Genomic DNA, 13,881 nt, shown 5'->3' with positions numbered 1-13,881 from the left:
GCCGGCGGAAGGAGCCTGCCTTGAAACGCGCACTGTCCCGCACGGCCGCCTCTGTCATCGCCGGACTCACCCTGCTCGCGGGGGCGAGCCTGACCCCTCCCTCGTACGCGACGCCCTCGTACGCGACGCCCTCCCACGCGAAGACCGGCACCCCCGGCTGCCGCGCGGCCCACCCCCAGCCACCCGGCACCACCGCCCCGCACACCCTCACCAGCGGCGGCCTGACCCGCACCTACCAGCTGCATCTGCCCAAGGCGTACACCGGCGACCGCAAGTGGCCCGTCGTCCTCGCCTTCCACGGCCGCGGCAACACCGGCGGCGGCACCGAGGAGTTCAGCAAGCTGTCGTCGCTGCCCGCGATCGTCGCGTACCCGGAGGGTGTCGTCGGCACCGGTGACGGGCAGCGGCAGGCGTGGCAGGGCGCTCCGTACGCCGCGCCCGGCGTGGACGACGTGGCGTTCACGGGTGATCTGCTGGACTCACTCCAGGCGCGCCTCTGCGTGGACGAGCGGCGGGTGTACGCCACCGGGAAGTCGAACGGCGCCGGGTTCACCGCGCTCCTCGCCTGCCGGATGTCCGACCGCATCGCCGCCATCGCCCCTGTCGCCGGGGCGTTCTATCCGGGCACCGGCGAGAACTGCCGCCCTTCGCGCCCGGTCCCGGTCATCGATTTCCACGGCACGGGGGACGCCACCATCCCGTACGGCGGCGACCCCGACCGAGGCCTGCCCGCACTCGGTGACTGGCTCACCACCAGGGCCGGCCTGAACGGCTGCCGCACCCGCACCCCGGACCGCGCGACCGCCCCGGACATCACCGAGTCCCGCTGGACCGGCTGCGAGGACGGCGCCGACGTCCGCCATGTGGCCGTCACGGACGGCGGCCACACCTGGCCCGGCGCCGACAGCTACAGCGGCGGCGGATACACCACGCAGAGCATCGAGGCCCACGAGGTCCTGTGGAACTTCCTGCGCCGCCACCACCTGCGCTGAGCCACCACCCCGCTCCCCCTCGCGCCCAGCCGCACCCCGTCCCCTCCCGCAACTCCCGCAACTCCCGCAACTCCCGCAACTCCCGCAACCACCCATCCCCAGCGGAGCCGCCGCCATGTCCTCCCCGACCCCTGCCCTGCCGGACGCGCCACCCCCACCGCCCGAAGGGCCCCCGCTCCCCCGCCTCATCCGCGCGATGGCCGTCGTCGAACGCGCCGGGAACGCGCTGCCGCACCCCTTCTGGCTGTTCTGGATACTCTCCGGCATCCTCGCCGTGATCAGCGCGGTCCTCGCCGGCTTCGACGTCTCCGTCGTCGCGCCCGGCGACGGCAAGCAGGTCTCCGTGCAGAGCCTGCTCAGCGGGGACGGGCTCGCGATGGCCGTCTCGACGATGATCGAGAACTTCGCCGCGTTCCCGCCGATGGCGACCATCGTCGTGGTCATCATGGGTGTCGCGGTCGCCGAACGCAGCGGATTCCTGGCCGCGTTGATGAAGGTCGGCGTCTCGCGGGTGCCCGCGTCCTGGGTGGTCTTCGCGGTCGCCTTCGCGGGCACCGTCTCGCATGTCGCGTCGGCCGCCGCCTACGTCATCCTCGTACCGCTCGGCGGGCTCGCCTTCCGTGCCGTGGGCCGCTCCCCCGTGCTCGGGATCGTCGTCGCCTACACGTCGATCGCGTCCGGCTACGACGCGAGCCCCGTGCCGACGCCGAACGACGCGATCTTCGCCGGGATCACCACGGCGGCCGCGAAGATCGCGGGCGGCGACGACGCGTATGTCTCGCCGCTGAGCAACTGGTTCTTCAACATCGCCTCCTCGCTCCTGCTCGCCGCCGTCATCACCCTGGTGACCCGTTTCGTCCTGAGCAAGCGTCCTGACCTGGACGCGGACCCGGACGCCGATCTCGACGACATCGACGCGCTCACCCTCAGCGACCGCGAGCGCTCGGCCCTGCGCCGAGCGGGCCTCGGCTTCCTGGTGGCCGCCCTGGCCCTCACCGCGGCCGTCGTGCCGGTCTCCTCGCCCCTGCGCGGCGAGGGCGGAAGCATCGTCGAGTCACCGCTCCTGGACGGCATCGCGGCGATCGTCGGCTTCCTCTTCGCGCTCGTGGGCGTCGTCTACGGGCTCCGCTCGGGATCGGTGGGCAAGCTCGGCGACGTGCCGAAGCTGATGGTCGAGGGCGTCAAGCAGATGGCTCCGGTACTCGTCCTGTTCTTCGCGATCGCCCAGTTCCTCGCCTACTTCGACTGGACACACATCGGTGACGTCCTCGCCGTCAAGGCCGCCGAACTGCTCGAACACAGCCAACTGCCCATCGTGTTCGTCTTCCTGCTCATCCTGCTGCTCCTGACCGTCGTGAACGTGATGGTCACCAGCGGGTCCGCGATGTGGGCCCTGGCCGCGCCCGTCCTCGTACCGATGCTGATGCTCGTGGACGTGCCGGCCGAGACGACACAGGCGCTGTTCCGCATCGCCGACTCCGGTTCGACGGCCATCACGCCCATGAGCCCGTACTTCGTGATGGCGCTCGGCTTCCTCCAGCGGTACCGCAAGTCGGCGGGGCTCGGCACCCTCGCCTCGTACACGCTGCCGCTGGCCGTCGCGATGACCGCGGCCTGGACGCTGCTCTTCCTGGCCTGGTGGGCGCTCGGCATCCCGCTCGGCCCTGGCGCACCAGTGCGCTGACGTCACGCGATGGTGTGACGCCGCGGCATCGGCCGCATCGGCCTTCCTCGCGCGGGTAGTGCTCCGCTGCCCGTAAGCCACCGCGCGAGGAGAACGCCGTATGCCGCAGCCCTTCGAACTGCCCGCCTTCTATCTGGCGCACCCCGCGAGCCTCAACTCCCATGTGGAGGAGGCGAGGGAGCACTCGGGGAGGTGGGCGCGTGACATGGGGATGCTGGAGGGGTCGGGCGTCTGGGAGCAGCGGGATCTGGACGCCCACGACTACGCGCTGCTGTGCGCGTACACCCACCCGGACTGCGACGGTCCCGCGCTGTCCCTGATCACCGACTGGTACGTGTGGGTGTTCTTCTTCGACGACCACTTCCTCGCCCTGTTCAAGCGGACCAGGGACCGCGAGGGCGGCAAGGCCTATCTCGACCGGCTGCCCGCCTTCATGCCGATGGACCTGTCGGCGCCCGTCCCGGAGCCGCAGAATCCGGTCGAGGCGGGTCTCGCGGACCTGTGGGCGCGCACGGTGCCGCACATGTCGCGGGACTGGCGGGCCCGGTTCGCCGAGAGCACCGAGAATCTGCTCAACGAATCACTGTGGGAGCTCGCGAACATCGACGAGGGCCGGATCGCGAACCCCGTCGAGTACATCGAGATGCGCCGCAAGGTGGGCGGGGCGCCCTGGTCGGCGGGGCTCGTCGAGTACGCGACGGGCGCGGAGGTCCCCGCGGCCGTCGCCGGTTCCAGGCCGCTGCGTGTCCTCAAGGAGTCGTTCTCCGACGCCGTCCATCTGCGCAATGACCTCTTCTCGTACCAGCGGGAGATCGAGGAGGAGGGGGAACTCTCCAACGGCGTGCTCGTCCTGGAGAAGTTCCTGCACTGCACCACGCAGGAGGCGGCGGACGCCGTGAACGACCTGCTCACCTCGCGGATGCAGCAGTTCGAGAGCACGGCGCTGACCGAACTCGGGCCGCTGTTCGTGCGGACCGCGCTGCCCGCGAAGGAGTGCGCGGACGTTCTCGCGTACGCCAAGGGCCTTCAGGACTGGCAGTCCGGCGGGCACGAGTGGCACATGGTCTCCAGCCGGTACATGAACCAGGGCGGCGCCGCCCCCTCACCGCTCGCGGGACCCACCGGCCCCGGCACGTCGACCGCCGGGATCAAGGCGCTGATCGCCGCCACGGGCGCGAAGCGGCTGCGCAACTACCAGCATGTGCCCTTCCAGCGGGTGGGGCCTTCCCGACTCCCGGACTTCAAGCTGCCGTTCCAGACGCGGCTCTCGCCCCACCTCGCGGCGGCCCGCCCCCGCACCGTCGAGTGGACGGACCGGATGGGCATGCTCGGGCCGCAGCCCGCAGTGCCCGGTTCCGGCGTCTGGGACGCGCACAAGCTGCACGGCTACGACTTCCCGCTCTGCGCGGCGGGCATCCACCCCGACGCGGACCTAGAAGGCCTCGACCTCAGCTCGCACTGGCTGACGTGGGGCACGTACGGGGACGACTACTTCCCCGCGGTCTACGGCAGGCCCCGCGATCTCGCGGGAGCGCGGCTCTGCAACGACCGGCTCTCGCTCTTCATGCCGCTGGACCTCGCCGACATGCCATTGCCGGCGACCGCCCTGGAGCGGGGCCTCGCCGATCTGTGGACGCGCACGGCGGCGCCGATGGACCGGGAGGCGCGCCGCACGCTGCGCACCGCCGTCGAGGTCATGACGGCCGCCTGGCTGTGGGAGCTGGACAACCACGCGCAGAACCGTATCCCCGACCCCGTCGACTACATCGAGATGCGCCGCCTCACCTACGGCGCCCCGCTGACGATGAGCCTGTGCCGCCTGGGCCACGGCCCTCAGGTCCCGCCGGAGATCTACCGCACGGGCCCCGTCCGGAGCCTGGAGAACGCGGCCGCCGACTACTCGGCCCTGATGAACGACGTCTTCTCGTACCAGAAGGAGATCGAGTACGAGGGCGAGCTCCACAACGGCATCCTCGTCGTCCAGAACTTCTTCGGCTGCGACTATCCGACGGCCCTCGACATCATCGACGACCTGATGACATCGCGGCTGAACCAGTTCCGGCACGTCGCCGCCCACGAACTGCCCGTCCTGTACGACGACTTCAAGCTGCCGCAGGAGACGCGGGACATCCTCGACGGCTATGTGCGCGACCTGGAGAACTGGATGGCCGGCATCCACACCTGGCACCGCGACTGCCGCCGCTACCGCGAGGAACACCTCTCGCACGGCCCACTGCGGCCCCCGTCGGGCCTCGGCACGGCGGCGGCACGCCCGCAGTGGCTGAGGGAGTCGCTGCCCCGCCCCTGCTGATCACCCGGTGTTCCGCGGCTGCGGCAGGATCTGGCGCAGCCGTGGGTCGGGGTGGCGTTCGCGGCGCCATTCTCGCGGGTAGCCGACCGAGACCTCCTGGAAGCGGACGCCGTCGTGCCAGGTGGTGCGGGGGATGTGCAGATGGCCGTAGACGACCGCCGACGCCTCGTACTTCACGTGCCAGTCGGCGGTCAGTTCCGTGCCGCACCACAGGGCGAACTCGGGGTAGGTCAGGATCCGGGTGGGGTCGCGCACCAGCGGCCAGTGGTTGATCAGGATCGTGGGGATGCCGGGCGTGCGCCGGGCGAGCATCTCTTCGGTGGCCGCGACGCGGGCGCGGCACCAGTCGTCGAGGCCGGGATAGGGGTCGGGGTGCAGGAGCACCTCGTCGGTGCAGACGATGCCCGCCTTGTGCGCCGCCTCCAGGGCGTCCTTCTTCGCGTACGTGCCTTCGGGGCGGAACGTGTAGTCGTAGAGCAGGAACAGCGGCGCGACGGTGACCGGACCGCCGTCGCCGCGCCACACGGGGTAGGGGTCCTCGGGGGTCACGGCGCCCAAGGAGCGGCACAGGTCGACGAGATGGCGGTAGCGCTCGTCGCCGCGCAGCTGGATCGGATCGTCGCGGGGTGTCCACAGCTCGTGGTTGCCCGGCGTCCACACCACTTTGGCGAAGCGGTCGGTGAGGGTGCGCAGCGCCCATTCGATGTCGGCCATGCGCTCGGCGGTGTCTCCGGCGACGATCAGCCAGTCCTCGTCGCTCTGAGGACGCAGGGACTCCAGGAATTTCCGGTTGTCGGCGTACGCGACGTGCAGATCGCTGATGGCGTACAACTTCGGCTTTTTCGAGGGTGCTTGTGTCACTCCGTGAGGCTAACCGCGGGGCTGTCGTCAGTGGTGGATTTCGCCGCCGCCGTGCTGGATCTCCAGATACTCCTCGGGGGTCGCCTTGGGCACCTGTGCCGACGGCCCGAACATGGCACGCCCGAGGCGTGCCCGGAGCCGCTCGCCCCGGGTGACCTTGCGCGCGACGCCGTGTGCGTCGACCACCGGGCCGATCTCGTACGGCTTGGGCTGCTCGTGGGCCGTCAGTTTGTACAACTCGCCCTGGGTGAGCGGGACATGGACCTCCACGTACTCGCCGTGGGGCAGCCGTTTGATCGTGCCGCTCTCCCGGCCGTGCAACACCTTCTCGCGGTCGCGTCGCTGCAGCCCCATGCACCACCGATGGGTCACGAAGAAGGCGAGCACGGGCCCGACGAAGACGGCACCCCGCACGAACCAGGTGATCGCGTTGATGGAGAGATGGAACTGCGTGGCCCAGATGTCGTTGCCGCCGCCGACCATCAGGACGCCGAACAGCGTCAGCCAGGCCACCCCGAGCCCGGTGCGCACCGGGGCGTTGCGCGGCCGGTCCGCGATGTGGTGCTCGCGTTTGTCGCCGGTGACCCAGGCCTCGATGAACGGATAGACGGCGATCGCCGCGAGGATCAGCGGGAAGAGCATGAAGGGGATGAACACGCCCAGTTCGGCCGTGTGCCCCCAGAGGTTGATCTCCCAGGTGGGCATCACCCGGATCAGGCCCTCGGAGAAGCCCAGATACCAGTCGGGTTGGGCGCCGGTGGAGACAAGGTCCGGGCGGTAGGGCCCGATCACCCACACGGGGTTGATGGTGGCGATCGCGCCCATGAGCCCGAGCACGCCGAAGACGAGGAAGAAGAAGCCGCCGGCCTTGGCCACGTAGATGGGCAGGAACGGCGCCCCGACCACGTTCTTCTCGGTCTTTCCCGGCCCGGCGAACTGGGTGTGCTTGTGGTAGAAGACCAGGATCAGGTGGGCGACGACGAGCCCCAGCATGATTCCCGGCAACAGCAGCACATGGACGCTGAAGAGCCGCGGAATGATGGCGTCGCCGGGGAACTCCCCGCCGAAGAGGAAGAAGGAGATGTACGTCCCCACGATCGGGATGGCCAGGATCGCGCCCTGCGCGAAACGGATGCCGGTGCCGGAGAGCAGGTCGTCGGGGAGCGAGTATCCGGTGAGGCCGGTGATGATCCCGAGGAACAGCAGCGTCCAGCCGAACAGCCAGTTGATCTCGCGCGGCTTGCGGAACGCGCCGGTGAAGAACACCCGCATCATGTGCACGAGCATGGCGGCGACGAAGACGAGCGCGGCCCAGTGATGGATCTGCCGGATCAGCAGACCGCCGCGCACTTCCATGCTGATGTCGACGGTGGACTCGAACGCCCGGGTCATCTGGATGCCCTTGAGCGGCGTGTAGACACCGTCGTAGATCACTTCGGAGCCGCTCGGCTCGAAGAAGAGCGTCAGCCAGACGCCGGTGAGGATCAGGATCAGGAAGCTGTAGAGGCAGATCTCCCCGAACATGAAGGACCAGTGGTCGGGAAAGATCTTGCGCATCTGACTCTTGGCCAGGGTGTGGATGCCGAGGCGGCCGTCCGCCCAGTCGGCGACCCGCTCCCCCTTGCCGGCCGGAGCTCGCCGTTTGCTGTCCCGGGTGTGCTCGACGCTTTCGCTCATGCGACCCCCCTCAGGCGGCTACCAGGCTAGATCAAGGGATACCAGGAGCCAACGGGCTTTTCTGGACTGGTAGTCGGGGATCAAGGGGCGGCCTGGTGGGGCTGATCGCGGGTGGTCGCGGGTGGCTGCGGGTGGTCGCGATGGCTCGTCTCGGACGGCCGGGAAGCCGATTGCCCGGTCACCGTGCCGTGTGAGACATTCGCCCTTTCTCGCGCTCGTCTCCTCAAGGAGCCCGTCATGACGCTCGGCACGGTGCCAGGCCTGGTCCTCGGCGACGCCTCCCGCACTTCGACGCGGGAGCCGCACCGCCTGTTCTGAGGCTGTTCTGGGCCTGTACTGAGCCTGTTCTGGGCCTTACTGGGCCTGTTCCGAGCCGAGCGCTCCCGCTCCTCGTCGAAGTGCTGTTCGTGCCCCTGCACGTTCACTCTCTGAGGAGTACTCGTGTCCGAGATCCACCGGATGCACCGACCCCGCCCTGTCGTCGTGGCCGACGACCGCATGAACGCGTCCACCGCCTACCGCCTGGCCTGCGAAGGCACCTCCCTGCTGTGGCAGGGCGACTACCACCAGGCCCGCCAGCTGCTCCGGGCCCTCGGCCGCCGGATCGACCGCAAGGCGCCGCCGGCCGCCTCGTCCGCGAACGCGGCCTTCCATCTGCAGCGCCGCGCCAGCGGCCACCGGGCCCGCGTGCTCGGCAGGCTCCTCGTGCCGTTGGGCGCGGACTACACGCTCGCCCTGCGCAGGGCGCCGGATGTCCGGGCCGCCTGCGAGGAGGCGTACGGCCCTCCCGGCACGACCGCGTCGGTGGTCTCGCTGCGGGAGCTGCTCGGGGTGATCGGCGCGCACCAGTGGCGTACGAAGGGGGTGGACGTCCCCGCGCTCGGCGCCCGCATCCATCCGCACTACGGGGTGTTCTCCCCGGTCAGGGGCGAGTACGTCGACCTGGTGGCGCAGGCACCGCTGCCCCGCCCCGTCTCGCTCGGCGGACCGGCCTTCGACCTCGGCACCGGTACCGGCGTCCTCGCCGCGGTCCTGGCCCGCCGGGGCGTCAGCCGTGTCGTGGCCACCGACGACAACCCCCGCGCGCTGGCCTGCGCCCGTGCCAACATCAGCCGCCTCGGCCTGACCGGTCAGGTGGAGATCGCCACCGGCGGCGAGTTGTTCCCGCCGGGTCGCGGCGCCCTCGTCGTGTGCAACCCGCCCTGGATTCCCGCGAAGCCCAACTCCGCTCTGGAACACGGCGTCTACGACCCCAAGGGCGCCATGCTGCACGCCTTCCTGACGGGCCTGGCCGCGCGTCTGCTGCCAGGCGGCGAAGGCTGGCTGATCATGTCGGACCTGGCCGAACACCTGGGCCTGCGCGCTCCCGGCGCACTCCGCTCGGCCATCGCGGCGGCGGGCCTGCGGGTAGCGGACCGCCTCGACACCCGGCCCCGCCACCCGCGCGCGTCCGACCCCGCGGACCCCCTGCACGCGGCCCGCGCGGCAGAAGTCACGTCACTGTGGCGGCTGGGGCATGGTGTCTGACGGCCGGGCCCGCGGAGCACGCTCCTGCTCCTCCTCCTGCTACTCCTCCGCCTCCTGCTACTCCTCCGCCTCCTGCGACTCCTCCGCCGCCCGCTCCTTCTCGACCTCCCGCACGAGGTCGATCGCCCGCCCCAGCGTCGTGAGCCGCGCGTCCGGGCTCTCGCCCGCCGGGTAGAAGCGGACCGTGTCCACGCCCGCGTCGCGCCACACCCTCAGCCGCTCGCGCACCATGTCCTCGGTGCCGATGAGGGTGGTGGCGAGGACCATGTCGTCGGTGATCAGGGCCGCGGCGCCGTCGCGGTCGCCGGACTGCCAGCGGGTGCGGACCTCGGCGGCGGTCTCCGACCAACCCTGCCTGCTGTAGGCGTTGTTGTAGTAGTTGGTGGTGGCGGAGCCCATGCCGCCCAGGCTGAAGGCGAGTTCCTTCTTGCGGCTCGCGACCATGGTGCGCAGCGCGTCCTCGTCGTCGGCGAAGGCCACTTCCGCGCCCTGGCAGATGTCCAGGTCCCCGCGGGAGCGGCCGGAGGCGGCCAGGCCCGCGTCGAGGTGGTCGAAGTAGGCCTCCTTCGATCCCTCGGGGACGAAGCTCGTGCCGAGCCAGCCGTCGGCGATCTCGCCGGTCAGGCGCAGCATCTTGGGCGAGAGGGTGGCGAGGTAGACGGGCAGTTCGTGTTCCGCGCGCATGGACAGACGCATGGGTTTCGCGTCGCCGCCGGGCAGCGGAAGGGTGAACTCCCGCCCCTCGTAGGAGATTTTCTCGCCGGTGGCCGCCATGCGGACGATCTCCACCGTCTCCCGCATCCGGGCGAGCGGCCGCGCGAACGGCACTCCGTGCAGGCCCTCGATCACCTGCGGTCCTGACGGGCCGAGCCCGAGGATGAAGCGGCCGTCGGAGATGTTCGAGAGGGTGATCGCCGCGCGGGCGATGGCCGCCGGGGTCCGGGTAGCGAGCTGGATGATGCCGGAGCCGAGCAGCATGCGTTCGGTGCGCGCGGCCAAGTAGCCGATGGGCGAGGGTGCTTCGGAGCCCCACGCCTCGGCGACCCAGCAGATGTCCATCCCCAGCTTCTCGGCCTCGGTGACGAAGTCGACGGTCTCCCGCCAGTTCGCCCCGGACGCCTCGACGGTCGTCGACGTACGCATCACGCGCCCGCCTCCGCAGCTCCCGAAGCCTCCCCGGCCCCGGACCCCTCGGCCAGCTTTCTGATCGCGTCCAGCGTGGCCGTCATGTTCTGCTCGAACTCCCGCATCCGTACGTACACGATCTTCTGTTCCTTCTCCGGCATCCGGTCGATGGCGTGGGAGAGGCCCGAGCGGCCCGGCCCGAGGCGCACCCACTGGGTCAGTTCCGTGCCGCCGTCGTCGGCGGCCGTGAGGCTGAACCGCCAGAGGGCGCTGGGCCGTTCGGGGTCTTCCACCGCCCAGGCGAAGACGCGCTGGGCCTCGTACTCCACGACGTACGACGTGGTCTCCCACACGCCGAGCGACGCATGCTCGCTGCGTCCGGCGAACCGGGCGCCGAGCGCGGGTCCGGCCGCTCCGTCCAGCCATGCGACCGACCGCAGCTCCGTGCTCAGGCCGGGCATCAGGGTGATGTCGCAGACGAGCTCCCACACGCGTTCCGGTGCCGCGGCGATCCGTGTGCGCACCTCGGCTGTCGGCGTGTCCGCGTACCGCGCGCCTGTCCACTCCATCGTGGGTCGCCTCTCTGTAGCAGCTCTCTGGTCTGTGGCAGCTTTCTGATCGCTGAGCACGAGAGTTGCGTAGATAGACTCACTCGTCAAGGGTGGGCATCCCGACAGCGGGACAGGGGTTCAGCGGCTGAAGCGGTCCTTGATGTCGGGCCGTTCGGCAAGGCGCGCGGGGTAGCCGGGGCCGAGGCGCGCGTGGGTGTCCGCCGCCGACATCGGCTCCTTGCAGTGACCGCAGACCACCTCGGCCTCGCTCTCGTGCCCGCAGCGGTCGTGCTCGAAGACGACCGGCGCGCCCGCGTCGCCGCTCAGCCAGCGGTTGCCCCAGCTGTTCATCACGGCGAGCACGCCGAAGAAGTCGCGGCCCTTCTCTGTGAGCACGTAGTCGTAGCGCACCGGCTCGTTCTGGTAGGCGCGCTTCTCCATCAGGCCTTCGTCGACCAGGCGGCGCAGCCGGTCGGTCAGGGTGTTGCGGGCGATGCCCAACTCCTGCTGGAAGACGTCGAACCGCTTGATCCCGTAGAACGCCTCGCGCAGCACGAGCGGCGTCCACCAGTCGCCCAGCAGATCCATGGTGCGGGCGATGGAGCAGGGCCAGTTGGCAAAGGAGGTCCGCCTCATGCCGCAAGGATACGAGAAGGGGCCATGGATCCCGGTGGGTCTCGGTACCGGACTCAGCAGACCGCGGCGGGTGCCGACGCCCTCACGTGACGTTCGACGCAAACTCGGCGCCCCCGTTGTGGAGCGGCCCGGCGGACTGATCAGGTGGCGGGAACCGCACACTGCCCCAGCCGCACGAACCCGCACAAGCCGGAGGCCCCGTTGCTCTTCTCATCCGTGGACGATGTCGCCGCGCGGCTCGCCGAGACGGGCTATCTGGCCTCGACGGCAGTCGCCACCACCGTCTTCCTCGCCGACCGCCTGGGCAAGCCGCTGCTCGTGGAGGGTCCGGCGGGTGTCGGCAAGACCGAGCTCGCCAAGGCGGTCGCGGAGGTGGCGGACGCCCGCCTGGTCCGCCTCCAGTGCTACGAGGGCGTGGACGAGTCCCGCGCGCTCTACGAGTGGAACCACGCCAAACAGCTCCTGCGCATCACCGCGGGCCGCGACGAGTCGTGGGACGAGACGCGCACGGACATCTTCAGCGAGGAGTTCCTGCTCCCGCGCCCGCTGCTCACCGCGATCCGCGGCAGCGACCGCAAGGTGCTCCTGATCGACGAGACCGACAAGGCGGACGTCGAGGTGGAGGGGCTGCTCCTGGAGGTCCTGAGCGACTTCCAGGTCACCGTCCCCGAGCTGGGCACCATCACCGCGGAGAACCGCCCCTTCACCGTCCTCACCTCGAACGCGAGCCGCGAGCTGTCCGAGGCGCTGCGCCGCCGCTGTCTCTTCCTCCACATCGGCTTCCCCGACGAGGAGTTGGAGCGCCGCATCGTGCGCCTGAAGGTGCCCGGGCTCGACGAGGCGCTCGCGCGGTCCGTCGTCCGCGTGGTCGGCGCGCTGCGCGCGATGGACCTGCGCAAGGTGCCGTCGGTCGCGGAGACCATCGACTGGGCCCGTACGCTCCTCGCGCTCGGCGCCGACTCGCTCGACGAGGACGTCGTACGCGACAGTCTCGGCGTCGTGCTCAAGCACCAGGACGACGTGCTGAAGGCGGCGGCCAAACTGGACCTGGACGCCGTATGAACCCCTCGGCCACCGGAGTTCCGGAGCGGCTCACCGCGCTCGTGCAGGCGCTGCGCTCGCACGGCATCCGGATCGGCACGGGCGAGACGGTGGACGCCGGGCAGGCGCTGGAGGCCTTGGGCCTCGACGACCGGGAGCGGATACGGGAAGGCCTCGCCGCCGCGCTGCTGCACGGCGAGGGGCAGCGGCCGGTGTTCGACCCGGTCTTCGACCTGTACTTTCCGCGCGGGGTCGGCGCACCGGACCTGCTGGACGATTCCGGTTCGCAGCGGGAGTTCGACAGGGACGATCTGCGGGACCGCCTCGCCGCCGCGCTCGCCGCCGACGACCAGGCGCTGCTTGCCCGGTTGGCCGCCGAGGCGGTCGACGGCATGGGCGGATACGGAACGCGGCCCGGTTCGGGCGGCAGCGGCGGTTCGGACGGCTGGTCGTCGCACCAGACCCTGTCGCGGCTCCGCCCGGAAACTCTCCTGGCCCGGATCCTGGCCGGTATCCGCGAGGGAACGGCCGAGGGCGAGTTCACCGACCGCCTCACCGCCGACGAGATCCGCCGCCGCATCGAGAACTTCCGCGGCCAGGTGGGCGCCGAAGCGCGCCGCCGGGTCGCCGAGCGGCGCGGCGCGGACGTGATCGCGCGGCGCGCCATCGCCCCGACCGCCGACCGGGCCGACTTCCTCCTCGCGGGCCGCGCGCAGCTCGACGAGCTGCGCAGGACGGTCCAGCCGCTGGCCCGCAAACTGGCGACGCGCCTGGCCGCACGGCGCCGCCGCGCGGCCCGCGGCCACATCGACCTGCGCAGAACGCTGCGCGGTTCGCTGTCCACGGGCGGCGTCCCGATGCGCCCCGTCCTGCGTCGCCGCCGCCCCGCGCGCCCCGAACTGGTCCTCCTGTGTGACGTGTCCGGTTCGGTGGCGGGCTTCGCCAACTTCACGATGCTGCTCGTCCAGGCGCTGCACGACCAGTTCAGCAAGGTGCGGGTGTTCGCCTTCGTCAACCGCGTCGACGAGGTGACCGATCTGATCGCGCGAGGCACGGCCGACCCCGAGGGCCTGGGCGGCCGCATCATCTCGGGAGCGGCGGTCACCGGCTACCACGGCAGCAGTGACTACGGCACCGCCCTGGGCGAGTTCGCCGAGCGGTACGCCGAAGCGGTCACGTCACGCTCCACGGTCTTCGTGCTCGGAGACGCCCGTACGAACATGAGCGACCCGAACGTCCCCGCGCTGCGTGCGATCACCTCCCGCGCCCGCAAGCTGTACTGGCTCAACCCGGAAGGCCGCGCCCAGTGGCAGACGGGCGACTCGGCGGCCGGTACCTACGCGGAGTTCGTCGACATGTACGAGTGCCGCAACGCCCGGCAGCTCAGCGCGCTGATCGGACGCCTGCTGCCGGTCTGAGGCCCGGCGGGCGGCCGACCGTAAGCTGTCCGGGCGGGGGCCGGCGGCAGTGGCGAGG

11 protein-coding genes are annotated in these 13,881 nt (G+C 70.7%); 6 read left to right on the top strand and 5 right to left on the bottom strand.

The features are described 5' to 3' along the window. Positions 1-20 precede the first annotated feature (20 nt). From ABZ906_RS03725 to ABZ906_RS03715, 3 genes are all read left to right on the top strand, one after another. On the top strand, positions 21-992 hold the full coding sequence (locus tag ABZ906_RS03725) for a PHB depolymerase family esterase (RefSeq protein ID WP_361376904.1): 972 nt from the start codon (positions 21-23) through the stop codon (positions 990-992). A gap of 115 nt (positions 993-1,107) precedes the next feature. Further along, the gene (locus ABZ906_RS03720) at positions 1,108-2,676 is read left to right on the top strand and encodes an AbgT family transporter (RefSeq protein ID WP_361376901.1); all 1,569 of its coding nucleotides are present in this window, start codon (positions 1,108-1,110) and stop codon (positions 2,674-2,676) included. Between the two features lie 100 nt (positions 2,677-2,776). Next, positions 2,777-4,987 carry a terpene synthase family protein gene (locus ABZ906_RS03715; protein WP_361376898.1) on the top strand — a complete coding sequence of 737 codons (2,211 nt, stop codon included), beginning with the start codon at positions 2,777-2,779 and terminating at the stop codon, positions 4,985-4,987. Here the strand turns inward: ABZ906_RS03715 and ABZ906_RS03710 are convergent, their stop codons facing one another. Beyond that, entirely contained in the window at positions 4,988-5,848 is an 861-nt protein-coding gene (locus tag ABZ906_RS03710; protein WP_361376895.1) for a metallophosphoesterase, read from the bottom strand. A gap of 27 nt (positions 5,849-5,875) precedes the next feature. Next, entirely contained in the window at positions 5,876-7,525 is a 1,650-nt protein-coding gene (locus ABZ906_RS03705) for a cytochrome bc complex cytochrome b subunit (protein WP_361376892.1), read from the bottom strand. 459 nt (positions 7,526-7,984) lie between these two features. Here ABZ906_RS03705 and ABZ906_RS03700 point away from each other — a divergent pair, with 459 nt between their 5' ends. Continuing rightward, positions 7,985-9,052, top strand: a complete 1,068-nt coding sequence (locus ABZ906_RS03700; protein ID WP_361378060.1) for a class I SAM-dependent methyltransferase — start codon at positions 7,985-7,987, stop codon at positions 9,050-9,052. A gap of 57 nt (positions 9,053-9,109) precedes the next feature. Here the strand turns inward: ABZ906_RS03700 and ABZ906_RS03695 are convergent, their stop codons facing one another. The 3 genes from ABZ906_RS03695 to ABZ906_RS03685 all read right to left on the bottom strand — a co-directional run bounded on the left by ABZ906_RS03695 (position 9,110) and on the right by ABZ906_RS03685 (position 11,364). Continuing rightward, on the bottom strand, positions 9,110-10,195 hold the full coding sequence (locus ABZ906_RS03695; protein WP_361376889.1) for an LLM class flavin-dependent oxidoreductase: 1,086 nt from the start codon (positions 10,193-10,195) through the stop codon (positions 9,110-9,112). Further along, positions 10,195-10,746: an SRPBCC family protein gene (locus tag ABZ906_RS03690; RefSeq protein WP_361376886.1), complete on the bottom strand. Its 552-nt coding sequence runs from the start codon at positions 10,744-10,746 to the stop codon at positions 10,195-10,197. The genes ABZ906_RS03695 and ABZ906_RS03690 overlap by 1 nt, the downstream gene beginning before the upstream one ends. 120 nt (positions 10,747-10,866) lie before the next feature. After that, positions 10,867-11,364, bottom strand: a complete 498-nt coding sequence (locus ABZ906_RS03685) for a helix-turn-helix domain-containing protein (protein WP_361376883.1) — start codon at positions 11,362-11,364, stop codon at positions 10,867-10,869. A 201-nt stretch (positions 11,365-11,565) separates the two neighbouring features. Between ABZ906_RS03685 and ABZ906_RS03680 the strand changes: the two genes are divergently transcribed. After that, positions 11,566-12,426 (top strand): MoxR family ATPase, encoded by an 861-nt coding sequence (locus tag ABZ906_RS03680; RefSeq protein WP_361185166.1) that lies wholly within the window; start codon positions 11,566-11,568, stop codon positions 12,424-12,426. Continuing rightward, positions 12,423-13,823 (top strand): VWA domain-containing protein, encoded by a 1,401-nt coding sequence (locus ABZ906_RS03675; RefSeq protein WP_361376880.1) that lies wholly within the window; start codon positions 12,423-12,425, stop codon positions 13,821-13,823. The genes ABZ906_RS03680 and ABZ906_RS03675 overlap by 4 nt, the downstream gene beginning before the upstream one ends. Positions 13,824-13,881: the final 58 nt, after the last annotated feature.

This window comes from Streptomyces sp. NPDC046925, assembly GCF_040644915.1.
Taxonomy (GTDB): Bacteria; Actinomycetota; Actinomycetes; order Streptomycetales; family Streptomycetaceae; genus Streptomyces.
The sequence above is the reverse complement of the archived record's forward strand: the minus strand, read 5'-3'. Positions and strand labels throughout refer to the sequence as shown.